Source organism: Mesorhizobium sp. AR10 (assembly GCF_024746795.1).
Classification (GTDB): domain Bacteria; phylum Pseudomonadota; class Alphaproteobacteria; order Rhizobiales; family Rhizobiaceae; genus Mesorhizobium.
This window is the reverse complement of record NZ_CP080523.1, coordinates 525,198-543,194: the sequence shown is the minus strand read 5'-3', so window position 1 is coordinate 543,194 and position 17,997 is coordinate 525,198. Positions and strand designations below refer to the sequence as shown.

The window sequence follows — 17,997 nt, the reverse complement described above, 5'->3', positions numbered from 1 at the left end:
TCTCAATGCCCATTTCGATGCAGACTAGCGATCGCGATCATTCGTCGCAATTACGTTCCGTGTACTGGAGCAAGCTTGCTGCTTCGGCCCATCCGACTCGTATTGCCGCCTGTCTGGATCCGACGTTATCGGCTGCGACAGTGGTGCAGTTGCAGACCTGTGCCAGGCTGCAGCCAAAATTGGCAGAATTGCTGCTTGACAATGACACGGATTCGAACGGATGCGGCTGGCGGCCGGATCTTCTGCAGGGGCATGACCCGCGTCGGGCTGCCCTCTTTGCGGGCAGTGTTTGGCATGCTCGTTCGCTGCTGAAGCTTGTTTCACAACGTCACCTCACGGTGCTAGTTGAACATATCGGCGCTGATGCGCACGCTTTTGGCATCCGACATCTGGCGTATGCGATCACAGGCAGTTTGATCGCTGATCCGAAAAAACTCGTGCTCCAAATTGAACACGATGGACATGCCTGCCTTGGTGCTTGGCTCGATCAGAGTCCAGTGCTTGAGCGTAACCGCGTGCTTCTACGGTTGCCCCTCGGGACAGCCGCCGAGAATCCAGCGCCCGAGCACGGCAATGCCTCCGGCCAGTTGTTTTCGCTCGTGCTAGCCCATTTAGAGACGGAGATCCCGGCGCTATGACAGCCGATGTTTCCGCGGCGCCCGTCGCACCGCAGATGCGCCCAGTTGGGCCACTGATACCGGCAAGTGAGCTCGAAATCTGGCAGTGCGCCGCAGAAGCGCGCGCTGCGGCAGAACGGCATCAGCGGCGGGTTCGCAGTTGGGCACGCGCCGCTTATCAGCGTGAGCGGGCGCGCGGCCAAATCGAGGGTTTGAATGCAGGCGCGGAGGAACTGGCACGGCTGATTGCGGGGACAGTCTCCGAAGTGGCGCAACGAAAGGCGGTTCTGGAGCAGGAACTGCCACAGCTCGTGATGGAGGTCCTAAGCGATATTCTGGGCGCTTTCGACCCGGGTGAGCTGTTGGTGAGGGCTGTTCGTCACGCCATTGAGCGCAAATACAGCGGCGCGGAAGTTTGCCTTCATGTATGCCCCATGCAAGTCGATATGCTCGCGCGCGAGTTTGCTGGATGCGACGGAAGGGAGGGTCGGCCGAGGGTTCGGATCGATCCGGATCCGACGTTGTCGCTTCAACAGTGCGTGCTGTGGAGCGAGTATGGCAATGTCGATCTGGGACTTGACGCACAGATGCGCGCGCTGCGTCTCGGCTTCGGGTTGCTGTCTGAGGAAAGCGAACCGTGACCACGCCGGTACCAGAGCATAATAATTTCGCTGGCATCCGGGCTCCCGATCCGGCGATCTCGTCTTTGAGGTCTGCAGCAAAGCAAATCGACACGCGTGTGGTGCGCGGACGGATCACGCGGGCTATCGGTACACTGGTCCATGCTGTCTTGCCGGACACTCGTATTGGGGAACTTTGTCTCCTACAGGATCCGCGAACCGGACTGTCGCTGGAAGCCGAGGTGATCGGCCTGTTGGATGATGGGGTGTTGCTTACGCCGATCGGCGACTTGGTCGGCCTGTCCAGCCGCACAGAAGTCGTGGCCACCGGACGAATGCGTGAAGTGCCAGTCGGCCCCGATTTGCTCGGCCGCGTGATTGACAGCCGTTGCCGTCCACTTGACGGCAAAGGCGAAGTTAAAACGTCCGAAACTCGTCCGCTGCGCGGCAGGGCACCCAATCCGATGACAAGGCGCATTGTTGAGCGGCCATTCCCGCTCGGAGTCCGTGCCCTGGATGGTCTCCTGACATGCGGCGAGGGTCAGCGAATCGGGATCTATGGCGAGCCTGGTTGTGGCAAGTCGACGTTATTGTCGCAGATCGTAAAAGGTGCCGCCGCTGACGTTGTCATAGTCGCCCTCATAGGCGAACGCGGACGTGAAGTTCGTGAATTCATCGAGCGGCATCTTGGGGAGGCCGGCCTGCGCCGTACGGTCGTTGTCGTTGAAACGTCCGACCGCTCAGCAGTGGAGCGGGCGCAATGTGCTCCTATGGCGACTGCGCTCGCCGAATATTTTCGCGAACAGGGACTACGCGTCGCTCTCATGATGGACTCGCTGACGCGCTTCTGCCGCGCCATGCGAGAAATAGGCCTCGCTGCTGGTGAGCCGCCGACCCGACGGGGCTTTCCTCCTTCCGTGTTTGGCATGCTGCCAGGCCTGCTGGAGCGGGCCGGCATGGGTGAGCGCGGCTCGATCACGGCCTTCTACACTGTGCTTGTCGAAGGTGATGGCACAGGTGATCCAATCGCCGAGGAATCGCGCGGCATTCTCGATGGCCATGTCGTCCTCTCACGCGCTATCGCGGCGCGATCGCATTTCCCCGCTATCGATGTGCTGCAGAGTCGCAGCCGCGTGATGGATGCGGTCGTTTCTGGGACACATCGCAAGGCAGCATCCTTCTTCCGCGATCTCCTGTCGCGCTATGCCGAGAACGAGTTTTTGATCAATGTCGGCGAATACAAGCAAGGCGGCGATCCCCTAACTGACCGGGCTGTCGCGTCGATTGGCGAGCTGAGGGAATTTTTGTGCCAGACCGAAGGCGAGGCGTCGCATTTCGAGGAGACGGTCGCATGGATGTCGCGTCTGACCGCGTGAATCGTGTTCAGGCCTCGAGGTTACGGCTCCTGAAGGAAATGCAAGAGCGTGGTGCCCGTAGGGAGCTGTCCAGGAAGGAAACCGAGCGCCATATGGCCACCTTAGCCGTACACAATGCCTCGCAGGGGCTTGCAATCGCACAGCAACATTGCGCTTCGGCCGAAGCAGCGCTCTACCAAGAGCTGATGACGCTCGACAGCTTGTCCAGCGCAGCACTCGACCGTCACGACCTTTGTATTGACCGGCTTGCGGCTGAGATCGCTTTCAAACGCCAGATGCTTGATGATGCACGCCTTGCTCAAGAAAAGGCCGAGATAGCGGCATCTGAGAAGAGGGAGCTATGGGTCAGATGTTCGGCGGCAACGCACAAATGGCAACAAATCGACGATGACGTCAGGCGCGCCGTCGATATTCAGTCGGATGCCGCAGGCGAGATAGAGGCCGACGATGAAATGTTGCTTCGGTATGGGAGGGTTTCTCTCGCCCAGATGTCGCGCAACCAGATCCGATAACCGCAGGTTCTGTGAATGACGCGCTCGTGCAGTTTAGAGCCGCTTTGGTAACCACTGTGGTCAGACCCGCTATACTCGAACCAGCGCTAACACTGTCCCACGAGGTCGCCTCGTGGCTCAATGATATAGCGACTTCCCGCACGCCGTTTCAGAGCCGGATGGGCGCCAAGTCGCTATCGCTGCGGATGGGCGGAGTTGTGTGGCAGCAGGAACCTACTGCCATACCGATGCTTGACTGCATTTGGCGGGTGGGAGGTGAAATGGTCGTCTTGTCGCTGTCCCGACCGCTTGTAGAGGCGCTCGTCTCGACAGTGCAGAGTGACCTTGCTTTCCCTTCCGAGCCAACTGCTTCGCTCATTCTCGAACTTGCACTCGAGCCGCTGATAGCTCGCCTGGAGCATAGGACACAGCGGAGCGTGCACCTCCTTTGCGTGCGTGAAGCCATGACACCGGCACCTTATCTCGAGCTGGATATCGTCTTCGGTCCCGTCAGTGGCAAGGGTCGTCTGTGCCTGTTCTCGCCTCTTGATGGCTTGGTGCCGTCTGCGTTCCGCGCTTTGGGCGTACTGATTGGGCAGTTGCCGCGACAGCCGCGCGGGCTTTCCACAGAGCTTCCGGTCGTAGTTGCAGGAGAGATCGGCACGCTTCGCGTTCCGGCGGCGCTTCTTCGAAGAGCATGTGCCGGTGATGCTCTGATACCAGACATAGCGCCGTTCGGCCGTGGCCAGATCACCCTATCAGTGGGTCAGTTATGGACCGAGGCAGATCATGAGGGCGACCACCTAATCCTGCGGGCGCCTTTCCGCCCGCGATCGTGCCCGTTGGAGAATGCGCATATGAAACAACCCGAATCTCAACTAGGGCCGTCGGAAGCCGATCTCGACGAAATCGAGATCATGCTTGTCTTTGAATGCGGCCGCTGGCCTATCCCTCTAGGAGAATTGAGGAGTGCCGGCGAAGGGCATGTTTTCGAACTTGGTCGGCCGATCGATGGTCCAGTCGACATAGTTGCTAATGGTCGGCGTATCGGGCGTGGCGACATTGTGCGCATCGGAGATGAGCTGGGCATCAGACTCTGCGGCAGATTGGCATGCAATGACTGAGATTCAGCCGGCCATCCTGACGCTTCTTGCGGTTACCGCCGGACTCGGGCTGCTGGTTTTAGCAGTCGCCACGACGACGGCGTTCGTAAAGGTATCGGTTGTTCTATTCCTCGTCCGCAATGCGCTCGGGACCCAGACGATACCACCGAACGTGGTACTATACGCCGCGGCATTGATCCTCACCATGTTCGTTAGCGCGCCTGTTATTGAACAGACCTATGATCGCCTCACAGATCCGAAACTGCGTTATCAGACGATCGATGACTGGATAAGTGCCGCTCAAGAAGGAAGTGAACCCTTGCGCGATCATCTCAAGAAGTTCACGAACGAAGAGCAGCGGCGATTTTTCCTTTCCTCGACTGAAAAAGTCTGGCCAGAGGAAATGCGCGCCAAAGCCACACCTGATGATTTTGCCATTCTCGTACCATCTTTTCTAATTTCAGAACTCAAGCGTGCATTCGAAATCGGCTTTCTCCTTTATCTGCCCTTTATCGTCATCGATCTTATCGTAACGACAATCTTGATGGCGATGGGCATGTCAATGGTATCCCCGACGGTTATATCTGTACCTTTCAAACTATTTTTGTTTGTCGCTATTGATGGCTGGTCGAGATTGATGCACGGACTTGTGTTGAGTTACACGATACCGGGAGGTTAACTATTACTGAATCGACTATTGTCACACTTATGAGCCAATCTTTGATGGTTTTCATGATCTGGATTCTGCCGCCGCTCATTGCATCGGTGGTTGTTGGCCTGGGCATTGGCATCATCCAGGCGGCAACGCAGATTCAGGATGAAAGCTTGCCGCTCACGGTGAAGCTTCTGGTCGTTGTCGCGGTAATTGGCCTGTTTGCCCCTGTGCTGAGCGCCCCGCTCATAGAGCTTGCCGACCAGATCTTTACTGAGTTTCCCGCAATGACACCAAGCTACTAGCCTCCGCCATGTATGCGTCATCGGGCGAGATACAAATCCTGATCCATGCGGCTCTCGAGCTCGTCGTTGCGGCCAGTCTTGGCGCAGCCCGCGCGATAGGCATTATGCTGGTACTTCCTGTATTTACACGATCTCAGGTCGGTGGGCTGATCCGCAGCTGCCTGGCTGTTGCCTTCGGACTGCCGTGCTTGGCACAGGTGAGCGAGGGGCTGCACGCGCTGGATCCTGAAACGGTTCTAATCCATGTAACTCTGCTCGGTTTGAAGGAGGTTTTTGTCGGCGTGCTACTTGGCACTTTGCTCGGCATCCCCCTATGGGGCCTTCAGGCGGCTGGTGAGTTTATCGATAACCAACGTGGCATCACCAGCCCGTCCGCTCCGACCGACCCCGCAACGAACAGCCAGGCTTCCGCTATGGGCGTTTTTCTCGGGATCACTGCAATCACGATCTTCGTCGCATCAGGAGGTATGGAGGCTGTCATCAGTGCTCTTTATGGCAGCTACCTGATCTGGCCCGTTTTTCGGTTTCACCCCACATTGAGCCCGCAAGGAGCAATGGAGCTATTAGGGCTCCTCGACCACATTATGCGCACGACATTATTGGTCTCCGGCCCTGTAGTGATCTTCCTGCTGCTGGTGGATGTATCAATGATGATACTCCGTCGCTTTGCGCCGCAATTCAAGTCGAGCCAACTGTCCCCGACGCTCAAGAATATCGGCTTTCCGATTATCATGGTCACCTACACCGCCTATCTGGTCGAGGGCATGAAACTGGAGATTGCACAAGCGAATGGCGCGCTTGAGTGGTTCGGCAACTGAAATGAGCGACACGAGTGAAGAAAAGAATCACGCCGCCACCCCGACGAAGCTAAGGGAAGCGCGCAAAAACGGGCAGATACCGCGCAGCGCCGATTTCGTCCGCGCGGCCGGCACTTGCGCTGGGTTCGGCTACCTTTGGCTGAGAGGGAGCGTGATCGAAGACAAATGCCAGGAAGCGCTATTATTGGTCGACAAGCTGCAGAACCTTCCTTTCGATATCGCGGTCCGGCAGGCATTGGTCCTGCTGATCGAACTCACCCTGGGGGCCGTTGGCCCGCTGCTTGGAGCTCTCGTCGCCGCGGTAATTTTGGCGGGATTGATAGCCAATGGTGGATTTGTCTTCTCTCTCGAGCCTATGAAGCCCAAGTTTGAGAAGATTGACCCTTTTCAAGGGCTGAAACGCATGGTGTCTGCGCGTTCAGCAGTCGAGCTTGGGAAGACACTGTTTAAGGTAGTGGTCCTCAGCACCACCTTTCTTATCTTGCTTTTCGGCATGTGGAAGACGGTGATCTATCTGCCAGTCTGCGGCATGGGCTGTCTCGGCTTGGTCTTTACGGAGGCGAAACTGCTGATGGGGATTGGCGCCGGTGCACTTCTGGTGGGCGGGCTGATCGATCTCCTGTTGCAGCGTTCGTTGTTTCTGCGCGAAATGCGCATGACCAAGACCGAAGTGACGCGCGAGTTGAAGGAACAGCAGGGGACGCCAGAGTTGAAGAGTGAACGGCGTCGCATCCGCGACGAGACGGCTGGCGAGGCTCCGCTTGGGTTGAATCGCGCCACGTTGATCTTCAAAGGAAAGGCGATACTGGTCGGTCTCCGCTACATTCGTGGTGAGACCGGGGTGCCGGTCCTAGTTTGCCGCGCCGAGGGCGAGGCCGCTTCGCACATGTTCTGTGAGGCGCAGGCGCTACATCTCACTATTGTCGATGATCATGTCCTAGCGCATCAGCTCATCAGCGCGACGAAACTGGGCAACGCCGTTCCTAGGCAACATTTCGAGCCCGTCGCGAGAGCACTCTTCGCCGCAGGCTTAGCCTAGATGTGGCGCCTCAACAGGCTGTCCTCGGTGAGGCCGCGTCTGCTGATTGGCGTTGTGGGTTTAGGCTGCGGGTCTGTTCCACTAGCCATTAAGCCAGGCAGGCGGCTCGACGGCGCTGGGAAGTCGGGCATGGGACGGCATAGGCCTATTCCCCAAGACCACGCTTGATGAAGCGCCCGGCCTTGCGTTGGTCTTGGCGTGTAGGTTTGATGCGGATGGGCTTGAGCCCAAGGATGCGGCAATCCTCGCGAAGGCTTTCGCCTTGTAGCCGAAGCCGGCCTAGTAGGCGACCGCCTCGTATGGTCGAATTGGTGGCTCGTCCGATATCCCTGCACGCGTAGTGCCACCGGGCAGACGGATGCAGGAGGGCGTATCACCGGATCGACCTCGATCGCGGCGACTTGAGAGACCTTGGCCATTAGACCGCCAGGACCGGGTGTTTTGCGCGTGAAGGAGTGCCGCTGAGCCTGCCGACGCTCGCCGACCAGGTTGGCGCGGCCACATTCGCGCTCGTGCCCATCCATCGTCGATCGAGCCTCATGTCCTCCTCGCCGACCGCTGGCACGGCGGCGATACAAACGTGCGGGTCCTCGCCAAGGGCAAGGCCGATAATGGCAGGCTGCGGGTCTATGTCAGCGTTCGGCGGTGTCGATCCGTCCGCCGGGCTGTTTCATTATTCGCGCTACCGGCGTGCCGAACATCCACGGGCCCATCTTGGCACCTGGTCCGCGATCCTGCAGGCCGACGCCTATGGCGGCTATGGCGAACGCTACGCGCCGCCGGTACTCGAAGCAGGGCGAATGCGCGCGCAAATTGTTCGAGCTCGCCGGGAGCCAAGCTTTGCCACAATCGCCTAAAAGAGGACCATGCGCGTACCAGGGAAATCTTTACGTTAAGGTCGGATTGTACAAGGATATACTTGCCACAGAAAGCGGCTTGTTCCGCCGTTCCGGCTCCGGTTTCGCCTCTGCGCTTTCAAGGCGCGCCAGAAGCCGGGCCCGCTCTCCCGCAGCCTTTTCCACGCTGGCCTGCTTGACGTGGCCGTAGCCGCGAATGAGAGCCGGGACTGACGCCAAGGCAGCAGCCGCCTCTAACTTCGCTGGCGTCAGGATGCGGGCGATAAGGTCGACATCGGCCTCGTAGCTTGCGAGCAGGCCGCGCTCCGTCCGCCGCTCGGCCGAATAGCCGAACAGATCGAGCGCTGATCCGCGCAGGCCCTTCAGCGACGCAAGCAGGCTGAATGCCTTCATCATCCCCGGCCCGAAACTTGATTTCTTTGGCTTTCCGTCCGCGCCGCGCCGGCCCATGATCGGGGGCGCGAGGTGGAATTCCAGCCGGTCGTATTCCTGGAATTGCGCCGCCAGTTGGCGCTGGAACGATCCGTCCGTGTAGAGGCGGGCGACTTCATACTCGTCCTTGATAGCCATCAGTTTGAAGAGGTTTTTCGCCACGGCCTCGGCGACCGGGGCGGAGCCCGGCAAGACTGCCTGCTCGGCCTTGCGGACGGCCGCGACACGATCGGCGTAACGCTTCGCATAGGCGGCGTTCTGATAGGCGGTCAGGAACTCCACTCGACGCGCGACGATCTCGTCAAGCGTCTGTGCGATACCGGGCTCCGCCGCCTGGCCATGTCGGCCGAGCATTCCTTTGACGAAATCCGGCTGATGCGCCGCGCGCCGTCCCCAGCGGAAAGCTGCGATATTCATGGCGACCGACTCGCCATTGAGTTCGATGGCGCGTTCGATCGCGTCCGCCGGCAGCGGCAGCCCGCCATGCTGGTAGGCGAAGCCCAGCATGAACATGTTGGCCCCGAGCGAATTGCCGAACAGCGCCGACGCAGTGCGCGTGGCGTCGAAGAAATGCGCCTTGTTTTCGCCGGCAGCCTCGCGAATGGCCTCCTTCAGCCGCTCCACGGGCAGCGAAAAATCGGCCGAGCGCGCGAAGTCGCCCGGCATGATCTCGGCGGTGTTGGCGACGAAGATCGTATGGCCCTCGCGCACCGCCGCCAGCACCTTCTTGTTGCCCGACACGACCAGGTCGCAGCCGAGAACGAGGTCGGCCTTGCCCGCCGAGACGCGGATGGCGTGGATATCCTCAGGGGTTTTTGCGATGCGGACATGTGAAAAGACCGCCCCGCCCTTCTGCGCCAGGCCCGCCATGTCGATCATGCCGCAGCCCTTGCCCTCCAGATGCGCCGCCATGCCGAGGATGGCGCCGACTGTGACGACGCCGGTGCCGCCGACGCCGTCGATGATCGACGACCAGCCGTCGCCGTTGAGCGCAAAAAGCTGTGGCTCCAGCACGCCTTCGAGCGGATCGAATTTTCCTGCAATGCCTTCGGCCTTGCGAATCTTCGCGCCATGCACGGTGACGAAGGACGGGCAAAAGCCGTTGACGCAGGAGAAATCCTTATTGCAGCTCGACTGGTCAATGCGGCGCTTGCGGCCGAACTCAGTTTCGACGGGTTGGATCGAGGCGCAGTTGGATTGGACGCCGCAATCGCCGCAGCCTTCGCAGACGAGCTCATTGATGATGACGCGCTTGTCGGGGTCCGGAAAGGTTCCGCGCTTGCGGCGGCGGCGCTTTTCGGCCGCGCAGGTCTGGTCATAAAGCAGCACGGACACGCCCTTCACCTCGCGCAACTGCCGCTGCACCAGGTCGAGATCATCGCGATGGTGGATGGTGGAACCGGCGGGAAACCCTATCCCGGCGGCGGCATACTTGCGGGGTTCGTCGGTGACGATGGCGATGCGCTCGACGCCCTCGGCGTGCACCTGGCTCGCGATCATGTCGACGGTCAGATTGCCTTCGAGCGGCTGGCCACCAGTCATAGCGACGGCGTCGTTGTAGAGAATCTTGTAGGTGATGTTGGCCTCGGTCGACAGCGCGAAGCGGATAGCCAGCGTGCCGGAATGGTTGTAGGTGCCGTCGCCGAGGTTCTGGAAGATGTGGTCGCGCTTCGAGAACGGCGCCTGGCCGACCCATTGCGCGCCCTCGCCGCCCATGGCGGTGAAGCCAAGGGTGTTGCGGTCCATCCACAGCGCCATGAAGTGGCAACCGATGCCGGCTGCGGCGATCGAGCCGTCCGGCACCTTGGTCGAGGAATTGTGCGGACAGCCGGAGCAGAAGAATGGCGTGCGCGCGCCAATGTCCTTCTTGTCGGCAAGCATCGCCTGGAACTGCTTTAGCCGAGCGACCCGTGCAGAAATCTCCTCCGACGGTCCGATCGTCTCGACGATGCGCTCGCCGAGCGCGATCGCGATATCATTAGGGTCGAGGGAACCCTTGGCCGGGAAAAGCCAGCCGCCGCGCTCGTCCTTCTTGCCAATCACCATGGGCTGCATGGCCGTGTTGTAGAGGCTCTCGCGCAGCTGGACTTCGATCAGCGAGCGCTTCTCCTCGACGACGATCACCTTCTCCAGGCCACGCACGAAATCCGCAATGTGCTCGAAGTCGAGCGGCCACGGGCAGCCTATCTTGAACAGCCGCACGCCGAGCTGGTTGGCGCGGGCCTCGTCGACGCCGATATCCTCCAGCGCCTGGCGTACGTCAAGATAGCTCTTGCCGATGGTGATGATGCCGATCTTCGGATTTCGGCCGCCCGAATAGACGATTCGATTGAGATCATTGGCCTTGATGAAGGCCGCCGCTGCGGCACGCTTGTGTTCGTGCAGACGCGCTTCCTGGCCGAGCTGGTCGAGCTCGTGGCGGATATTCAAACCGCTGGGCGGCATGTCGAACTCGGGGATGATGATGTTCAGCCGGTCAAGCGACGCATCCACCGAAGCCGTCGATTCGATATTGTCCTTGACGCATTTGATCGCCGCCCAGGTACCGGCGAAGCGCGACATGGCGTAGCCGTAAAGGCCGTATTCGATCAGTTCCTGCACGCCCGCCGGATTGAGGATTGGGATCATGGTATCGACGAACACGAACTCGGTGGCGTGCGCGTTGCTGGATGATTCCGCCATGTGGTCGTCGCCCATCAGGGCGAGCACACCGCCATACCTGGACGATCCGGCGAGATTGGCGTGGCGAAAAACGTCGCCGGAGCGGTCGACGCCCGGACCCTTGCCGTACCAGATCGAAAAAACGCCGTCATATTTGCCTTCACCGAGCAGTTCCGTCTGCTGCGTACCCCAGCAGGCCGTAGCGGCCAGTTCCTCGTTCAGCCCGGGCTGGAAAACGATGCTGGCGTCGGCAAGCTGCCGTTTGGCTTTCCAGAGCTGGAGGTCGAGACCGCCGAGCGGCGAGCCGCGATAGCCCGAAACGAAGCCGGCGGTGTTAAGCCCCGCGCGGCGATCGCGCTCGCGCTGCATGAGGAGCATACGCACGACCGCCTGCGCGCCCGACAGGAAGATGCGCTCCTTGGAAAGGTCGAATTTGTCGTCGAGCGCAATGTCATGAAGCGTCATCTGCAATTCCTTCGACGCGACAGCTCAAATCGGGCGTCCGCTTCAGGCAAGTTTTGGCCGGAGTGTTCCGCGCACCAGCGCCGCTCGCCCTCTTTGCGATAATTGAGGTGCGGGGCCGGCAACCCGTGCAGTTCGCGGCATACGCTGTTTGGCTCAAGACCAGAGAGGCTCAACTGCCAGCATCTGGACCAACGACCCTCTGGCCTCCAGATTTCGGAGGTATGACTCATGGTGTCACCACAAGCGGCACTTTACTGCGAGCCCCCGACTATATCGCGTGTCGAGCAGCCGGTGTTGACCGGTGCTCCACCGCGGCAAGCGGATGGCGTGGGTAGCCGCTGAGCCCTCCGGTCAACAGGGACTTGCAGAACGCAGGGGTGAGCTTGCCGCGGTGGATTACGACGTTCTCGTGACCGATCGCAGCCCGGGCGTCCTGCCACTGGCGATTGTGGCCGCGCTGTTCATTGGATTTGACGTGGCAAGCGACGAAGTCGGCGTCATTCAGCGTCGCCAACTGCCCCGCATGTACCGACTCCTTCGTATGGATGTGCACCCACATCGGTTTCGGCTTTGCACCATTGCGCAGCGCCTTGGGCTGCAGCCGGATCTCGAACAGCGTCCCTGGCTCCCCCCTCAACGGCTGCGGTGGATCCGCAGGCGTCAACTCCTTGGCCTGCCGCAAGTGTTCAAGGTACTTCTGCGACGGAAATGCGTAGGTCTTCATGCATTCGATCGTAATCGTGGCCTTTTGCTCTTTCAAAGCCTTGGCCAGTCCCTGCGCCTGGCCCAACATTCTCTTGAGCTGTTCTGTGTCTTCGTGCACTTTGGGTACTTGCGAAGGCGAGAGTCGGAGGAGACTATCATGCTGCTTAAACGCGGCCAGACAGGCCTGCATCTCGGCGGCCTGGGTCTGCAGACGCTCGACCACGGTGTCCACGACGTGTTCGGCGTTCTCGGGTTTCATCTGGCGCGCTTGCGAGACGGCCTTTTGCTGACCAGCCAGATCGAACTTCAGGAGTTCGGCCAACCGTGCCAGCATCTGCTCCGAAGCCGGGGCCTGCCAGATCGCCAAGCGTGCAGCCGCCGCCGACGCACTCGCATCCGGCGCCTCCTCCGCACTCACGAGCTTTTTCGTACCTAGATCGGAAAGCACGACAACCTTGGCTGCTGGCGCCGGATCGCCGTCGTTTGCAGCGACTTGCGGCTCCGGCTGGCCGGCGGCCGAAGAGCTAGCACCGGCGGCCGAAGTGCCGGCGCCAGCGGCCTGCCTGTCTTTCCCTTTCGCTTTCCGTTTCTTGCCCACTGCAGTGCCTTGGGCCCCTGCAGCCTCGCTGGCAGTGTCGGCCGGTATCGCAGCGCGAGCGTCGGCCGGCGGTGCAATGATGGCTTTGGTCTGCAGTTGTTGTGCCAAGGTTTCGGCGATTGTAGCCGTGCCGGCAGTGCCGGCCGGTTTTGCAGCACCAGCGGCTGCCGGCGATGCAATGATGGCTGGCGACTTCGGCTGCAGTTCCAGGAAGTGCATGACCTCGTGCGCAGTGATCCATGCGTCGTCCACGATCTGGCCCAACAGTTCCAATGGGAGGCCGGCACCTGTTCGGTCATCGCCTAACTTGGCAAGCATGTCGTGCAACGCCAATCCAAATTCCGAAAGCCGCTCCATGACTCCTTCCAGCACGGCGCGGTGCTCTGCGTCGAGTGGACGCCCTTCGCTGGACATCACAGCGTCGCGGGTCGAGTGGAATGCCGGAAAAACGTCGCTGATGAAGGTCCCCAGCAGACGCACCTTCCGGTCCTCACCTATGAGGATTTCCCTCACGGCTGTTTCGAATGTGCTCGCCAGCGGCTCAATCTTGAGCTGCGCGAGAGCGACCCGCGATTGCAGCACCATGACCTTCAAATTCGCTGCCCAGCCGGTGTGCACGCGCAGTGCGGCCTGTTCGCCCTCTCGCATCTCGGCCGTTGCGCTCGGTAAGTTGGCAGTGGCGGCGCAGACGGACCGCATCCGTTCGCAGCGCCGCAGCTTCTTTTCCCACCACTCCATGAGGGCCACATAGTGCTTCGCCACACTGGAAACTGCTCGGCTCAGCTGGTCGCGGGGAGTGCTGGATGCGCGCAACTTGTGGAGTACCGCGTCCGCAGCCTCCCTTTTTTCGCGCAAGTTGTAGAGTATATTGGTGGCCAACGTGTTGCATTGCTTCGCCCGATTGAGCGTTTCGTCGCGGAATTCACGCGCCCGATCGTCGGACAGAATGCTACGCGCCACTGCCGGGGGCAGGCTTGCGTAGTAGTTCAGAACTGTCGAGCCTGCATTGATGAGCCGATCCATCTGATCTTGCGCCTCCTCCCACGAGTTGTGTCCGCGCAGGGCCGCATCACGGCAACCGTCAAGCTCGTTAAGCAGGCCGAGCATTCGTAGCTTTGCCGCGTTGATTTCTTCGCCTGTCAAAGAAGTGGGAACTGCCACACTCGAACTTGCAGGCTGGCTGGCGACCGGCGCCGTAGCTCCGCCCTCGGACGCCGTGGCTCCACCCTCCGAGACTGAGGGAAAATCGCGTTGCCGCGCAACCGCCGCAGGTGGCGCAGCGGCTTCACGTGGCGCAGCAGTCAGGGTTCGATGTGCGCCAACGGAGTGGCCGGAAGACCCGTCGCCCAGGGCATCATCGGCACCGCGCGCGGAGGACGTCCCTCTATCTTGAGCCCCAGAGCGGATCCGCTCGACAACGGATCCGAACGATTGACTGCCGTCCCCAGGAGCAACACTGGATTGCGAGCGCGAACTGCTCGCCCCCAACGTGCTGTCGGCTCCAGCATTCCCTATGCGCGATCTGCCAGATCGACCAATGCCCGTCATATTACATCTCCGATATTGGCAAGAATGCGCCATTGTGTTGGGGCTGATGTCGCTCAGCCGTAGTGGATCTGGGCCCTGACCTGCGGGAGCTTGGTGCGCCCTGTACCACTGCTCTTTGTCCTCAGCAGAGACTAGTGTGGGCTTGCTTGCTGCCTTCACCGGCACGGTTGTTCGCCCACTTACGCCGAAAATGAGCTGCCGCTGGAACCTGCTCCGGCTAAGCGCATCCGGGCAGCCATGTCTGCAAGCCTTTGGCTTCTGCGTCCGATCGCCGGGCGGTTACCAAGGTCAGCTTAGCCAAAGTGGGGGTAGTGCACATCGGACGAGCCACCAATTGACCATACATGACGATTCGCACTCCTATATTTCGCATTGAGTTCAGGCTGGCTTGGCGTGGCAGGTCTAGACCGCCTATCTGACGATTAGCTGACGAAGGGCTCCTCGGGACGCAAAAACCGACCTGGCTCATGCGTTAGCGATTGGGGTATCTTAGTTGGACGTGAAGGGAGCGCAGACGGAAATGTCAGGCGGGGGCTCGGGCCATAACTTTCCGTTCCGCGATAGCGTTGACCGATGGAGCGCTTTGAGCCGGCTGCGCGAACAGATTACGGAAGGTTGAGAAGATCGAAGAAGTGCTGCAGGTTTTCCAGCGAACGGAAGCCTTGCTCGTGCGCTTTTGCAGCGGCTCGTGGGAATTCTTGGCCCAATGTTAGGGCCCCTGTGCGCGCGGTGCTCGACATCCGGGATGACCTGCCGTTTCGTCGCTCTGTAGGAGCGCAGCTGTCGGTAATGATGCGCGTTGGTGCCAGGCCTGTTGTTCAACAGACGGTGAGCAGGCGCCTAGCGGCCTTGGTACTGCGGCGATCCTGGACGTTCCCGTCGAGAACATATCAGTCCTGCTCGACAGCCCGCCACAACCCATGAACGTGCGTCTACCCCAGCGCCTCCTCACAAGATCAGCGCGAGAGCCGTGCCCTCCCCTGATGCGGTCGGCTGCAGGTTCCCAAATGAACGATTTCCCGGTTCGGCCAATACCAGTCATGGTCTAGCTCCGATGCAGGGGAGATACGTTCAGCGTTGTCGGTGATCCTTAGACGCTTGGTCGTCGAGCGCTGCCTGGCCCAAATGAACGCAACCGCCGCCTCTCTTCGTGCCACGTCGATTCCGGCGTGGCGCCCTGCTTGATGTCAACTCGCGCAAGAAGGATGGCAATGATCCAGTGGACACCGCGTTTAGTTCCCCGAAGCTGCGTTGGTGGCCCGCTGAAAAAACTTCGCATCGAAGGCGGGGAGCACAGACGCGCTCAGGCCGGCGGGTCACTGACCGGCAGCGGCTATTGATAGCGCAGTGGCGCAGCCTGGACGCGCCGGAAGCGTAGGACGACCGAATGGATATCCAGGTGATGCGCACGCGGTAGCGCCGTAGGTTGGGCGGCCGACGCGCGGATCGCAGACGTTTAATACCGGCACAAACAGGCGTCGCGTGCGTGCAATCGGTGACTAAGAGAGAGCGGAGAGCAGGAGTACGGCCACAGCACAGCCTGATGGCAGGCGGCAACCGGCGTCACCTGTGAGGAGGACCGCACCGACGGTGGGCGCTCAGTCACGGCCTGACATGTCCTGGCTTTCTTTGCGCCATCTTAAGGCGACAACATCATTCGCGTCACTACAACTGCCGCGCTAGAACCGACTGTCCACATCATGACCTTGCCGCGCACGAAGGCCAGATCGTGCACGACCATTTATTTTGCGGTAGCGCCGCATTTTGTTGAGACTCGTCAGCTTCTCGAAAGCTCACGCTCATAGCTTGAGGAGATTGAGCTTGTTACGCGTCGCCACCAATGGAAACAGATGCCGGAGTAACTGATGGTCGCAGCAATTGGTAGTGGAGGTGGCAACATCGGTGTTTCCTTGGCCCAAAAGGGCCATGGACATTCGGATGGACAGCCGCATCAAGGATCCACCGGGTCTTCTGGTCAGAGCAGGCCGGTTGGCGGGAGCGAACCGGCGGATCGTCCAACCATTTCTGACCAAGCTGCAGTTCAAAGCGAGTTCGAAAGCACTCTTCGTGCGGTTGCGCTGCAAATTGCAAGCGATGCCATGGATGAAGCGGAGGATGCTATGGCAGAAACTGAAGAGGATGCCTGACGTCGGATGGTCCGCGTCAGGAGGTGCGTGCTGTTGGTGACGGCACAGTTTGAACAGAAAGGAAAACAACATGAGTAAAGTAGGTACTGCTACTAGTGCGGCTGGTACTGCCGCTTCAGGTGCTGTAGACGTAGCTACCAAAGCTGCTGGGGCTGCCGCGTTCCAGGCGCAACTCGCGGAGCTAACGGCGGTTAGCTTGGAGGCTACGGCTAGGAGTATCCAGCTGCGCACTCTTACGACCAACCTCAACACAATCAAGAAGGCGGCCGACGAACGCGTTCAGTAGTGTCGGAAGCGGGGCTCTAGAGTAGCCCCGAACGTGCCCCCCCCCAGGTGGCGCGATGTGGAACCAAGATGAGCCGCATGGCAATTGCCGTGCGGCTTCTCTTCTTGTTCGGGAGATCATCCTTGAATGACGCCGTTTCCCTTCATTTCGAAGTTCTGTCGGGGCTCTATTGCGGACTGACCGGTAAGGCGGCTCTAGAAACGGGCTTGATCGGCAGTGGCCTCGATGCGGATATAATCTTCGTCGAGCAAGGACTCGCGCCGCATCATTTTCGTATGGCTCTTCTTGGCAATTCGATCGAGGTCGAGGCGCTTGCAGCCGGCCTCAGGATGGAAGACAACAGGAATATTGCGGCAGGGGAGTGCGTTGTGGTGCCCCTTCCGGTCGTCATTCATGCAGGCGCGATGTCCATTCTCTGGTCAGTGCAGGATGCTGCGCCAGCCAGTGCGATCGGCATACCACGTCTTTCCATCTCCGTGCTTGCCTTGGTGTTACTCGGCTCTCTCGGGATCGGCGCGCTCTCGGCCATTTTCTCCTACTACGGCAACGCTGGTGCATTGAGCACCAATTCACCTGGTGCCGACCTTGAGTCCAAGCTGAGCAGTAACCGCGCTGACGATCAGACTAACGTGGCAGCGGCCAAAGACCTGCAACAGGAAGTCGACAAAGCGGGCCTGCTCGATATTAAGATCGGCTCCGCAAAGGGTGTTGTGACCGCTGAAGGGACCGTCACGTCTGCATCGGTCATCGGTTGGCAGAAGGTTCAGCAGTGGTTCGATCATCGCACGAAGGGCGCTCTAACACTGGTCAATGGAGTGGTCATCAAAGAGGAGAAGGCGCCATCCGCAATCGCCGTTGAAGCTGTTTGGCGCGGGCCCCTGCCGTATGTCGTAATCGCTGGTGAGAAGTATTTTGTCGGCGCCATTTTGGGTGATGGGTGGATGGTCGATCGGATCGAGGACCGTCGTGTCCTGCTCAGCCGAAATGGCCGCCTTGCTGCTCTCCCGTATTAATGATTTCCAAGTTCGCAGGCCATATTAAGGAGAACGCCGTGGTCAAGCTGCCCCATCTATCCTGTCGCCTCGCTATCGTGCGGTGCGTGAAGGCATCGTCGTCCCGCGGGACGAGTTACGGCGAATTGTGCTGCTCCGGCAGAACCGGAGCAGCTTGATCAAAGGCTAGCGGCTCCGGTTGCGGCTCGCTGCCCACGGTAGTTTTCGGGATATACAGCTGATCGCGTATGCGTTCATCTCGAAGGTCATCAGCGGTGAGGCCCT

At 60.0% G+C, this 17,997-nt stretch carries 13 protein-coding genes and 1 pseudogene; 12 read left to right on the top strand and 2 right to left on the bottom strand.

The window, feature by feature from the left end:
- The first annotated feature begins 5 nt into the window (after nucleotides 1-5).
- The 10 genes and pseudogenes from LHFGNBLO_RS02555 to LHFGNBLO_RS02510 all read left to right on the top strand — a co-directional run.
- On the top strand, nucleotides 6-638 hold the full coding sequence (locus tag LHFGNBLO_RS02555) for a nodulation protein NolU (protein WP_319944150.1): 633 nt from the start codon (nucleotides 6-8) through the stop codon (nucleotides 636-638).
- On the top strand, nucleotides 635-1,258 hold the full coding sequence (gene sctL / locus LHFGNBLO_RS02550) for a type III secretion system stator protein SctL (RefSeq protein ID WP_258599964.1): 624 nt from the start codon (nucleotides 635-637) through the stop codon (nucleotides 1,256-1,258). Before LHFGNBLO_RS02555 ends, sctL begins: the two co-directional genes overlap by 4 nt.
- Nucleotides 1,255-2,613: a type III secretion system ATPase SctN gene (gene sctN / locus LHFGNBLO_RS02545; protein WP_319944149.1), complete on the top strand. Its 1,359-nt coding sequence runs from the start codon at nucleotides 1,255-1,257 to the stop codon at nucleotides 2,611-2,613. The genes sctL and sctN overlap by 4 nt, the downstream gene beginning before the upstream one ends.
- Nucleotides 2,589-3,125, top strand: a complete 537-nt coding sequence (locus LHFGNBLO_RS02540; RefSeq protein WP_258599962.1) for a hypothetical protein — start codon at nucleotides 2,589-2,591, stop codon at nucleotides 3,123-3,125. The genes sctN and LHFGNBLO_RS02540 overlap by 25 nt, the downstream gene beginning before the upstream one ends.
- A 260-nt stretch (nucleotides 3,126-3,385) precedes the next feature.
- Nucleotides 3,386-4,228: a type III secretion system cytoplasmic ring protein SctQ gene (gene sctQ, locus LHFGNBLO_RS02535; protein WP_258599961.1), complete on the top strand. Its 843-nt coding sequence runs from the start codon at nucleotides 3,386-3,388 to the stop codon at nucleotides 4,226-4,228.
- Entirely contained in the window at nucleotides 4,221-4,886 is a 666-nt protein-coding gene (sctR, locus tag LHFGNBLO_RS02530; protein ID WP_183455254.1) for a type III secretion system export apparatus subunit SctR, read from the top strand. The genes sctQ and sctR overlap by 8 nt, the downstream gene beginning before the upstream one ends.
- 29 nt (nucleotides 4,887-4,915) lie before the next feature.
- Entirely contained in the window at nucleotides 4,916-5,164 is a 249-nt protein-coding gene (locus tag LHFGNBLO_RS02525) for an EscS/YscS/HrcS family type III secretion system export apparatus protein (protein ID WP_183465589.1), read from the top strand.
- An 8-nt stretch (nucleotides 5,165-5,172) separates the two neighbouring features.
- Entirely contained in the window at nucleotides 5,173-5,982 is an 810-nt protein-coding gene (gene sctT / locus LHFGNBLO_RS02520; RefSeq protein WP_258599958.1) for a type III secretion system export apparatus subunit SctT, read from the top strand.
- Nucleotide 5,983: 1 nt separating this feature from the next.
- Entirely contained in the window at nucleotides 5,984-7,021 is a 1,038-nt protein-coding gene (locus tag LHFGNBLO_RS02515; protein ID WP_258599956.1) for an EscU/YscU/HrcU family type III secretion system export apparatus switch protein, read from the top strand.
- 440 nt (nucleotides 7,022-7,461) lie between these two features.
- Nucleotides 7,462-7,885, top strand: a pseudogene (locus tag LHFGNBLO_RS02510) (IS66 family transposase); the annotation flags it as partial.
- 23 nt (nucleotides 7,886-7,908) lie between these two features.
- On the opposite strand, the gene LHFGNBLO_RS02505 reads toward LHFGNBLO_RS02510, so the two are convergent.
- Nucleotides 7,909-11,442, bottom strand: a complete 3,534-nt coding sequence (locus LHFGNBLO_RS02505; protein ID WP_319944148.1) for an indolepyruvate ferredoxin oxidoreductase family protein — start codon at nucleotides 11,440-11,442, stop codon at nucleotides 7,909-7,911.
- Nucleotides 11,443-11,704: 262 nt separating this feature from the next.
- A complete protein-coding gene (locus LHFGNBLO_RS02500; protein WP_258599949.1) occupies nucleotides 11,705-13,846 on the bottom strand; it encodes a hypothetical protein in 2,142 nt (713 codons plus the stop codon).
- Nucleotides 13,847-16,152: 2,306 nt separating this feature from the next.
- Between LHFGNBLO_RS02500 and LHFGNBLO_RS02495 the strand changes: the two genes are divergently transcribed.
- Nucleotides 16,153-16,434, top strand: a complete 282-nt coding sequence (locus LHFGNBLO_RS02495; RefSeq protein ID WP_258598547.1) for a nodulation protein NopC — start codon at nucleotides 16,153-16,155, stop codon at nucleotides 16,432-16,434.
- Nucleotides 16,435-16,842: 408 nt separating this feature from the next.
- Nucleotides 16,843-17,733, top strand: coding sequence for a hypothetical protein (locus LHFGNBLO_RS02490; RefSeq protein WP_258599947.1), 891 nt, complete (start codon nucleotides 16,843-16,845; stop codon nucleotides 17,731-17,733).
- Nucleotides 17,734-17,997: the final 264 nt, after the last annotated feature.

Bases quoted from the DNA above. Each gene is read 5' to 3' on its own strand.
- LHFGNBLO_RS02555 (WP_319944150.1), top strand. From the start codon at position 6: ATGCCCATTTCGATGCAGACTAGCGATCGCGATCATTCGTCGCAATTA.
- sctL (WP_258599964.1), top strand. From the start codon at position 635: ATGACAGCCGATGTTTCCGCGGCGCCCGTCGCACCGCAGATGCGCCCA.
- LHFGNBLO_RS02540 (WP_258599962.1), top strand. From the start codon at position 2,589: ATGGATGTCGCGTCTGACCGCGTGAATCGTGTTCAGGCCTCGAGGTTA.
- sctQ (WP_258599961.1), top strand. From the start codon at position 3,386: ATGGTCGTCTTGTCGCTGTCCCGACCGCTTGTAGAGGCGCTCGTCTCG.
- sctR (WP_183455254.1), top strand. From the start codon at position 4,221: ATGACTGAGATTCAGCCGGCCATCCTGACGCTTCTTGCGGTTACCGCC.
- LHFGNBLO_RS02525 (WP_183465589.1), top strand. From the start codon at position 4,916: ATGAGCCAATCTTTGATGGTTTTCATGATCTGGATTCTGCCGCCGCTC.
- sctT (WP_258599958.1), top strand. From the start codon at position 5,173: ATGTATGCGTCATCGGGCGAGATACAAATCCTGATCCATGCGGCTCTC.
- LHFGNBLO_RS02515 (WP_258599956.1), top strand. From the start codon at position 5,984: ATGAGCGACACGAGTGAAGAAAAGAATCACGCCGCCACCCCGACGAAG.
- LHFGNBLO_RS02500 (WP_258599949.1), bottom strand. From the start codon at position 13,846: ATGCTCGGCCTGCTTAACGAGCTTGACGGTTGCCGTGATGCGGCCCTG.
- LHFGNBLO_RS02495 (WP_258598547.1), top strand. From the start codon at position 16,153: ATGGTCGCAGCAATTGGTAGTGGAGGTGGCAACATCGGTGTTTCCTTG.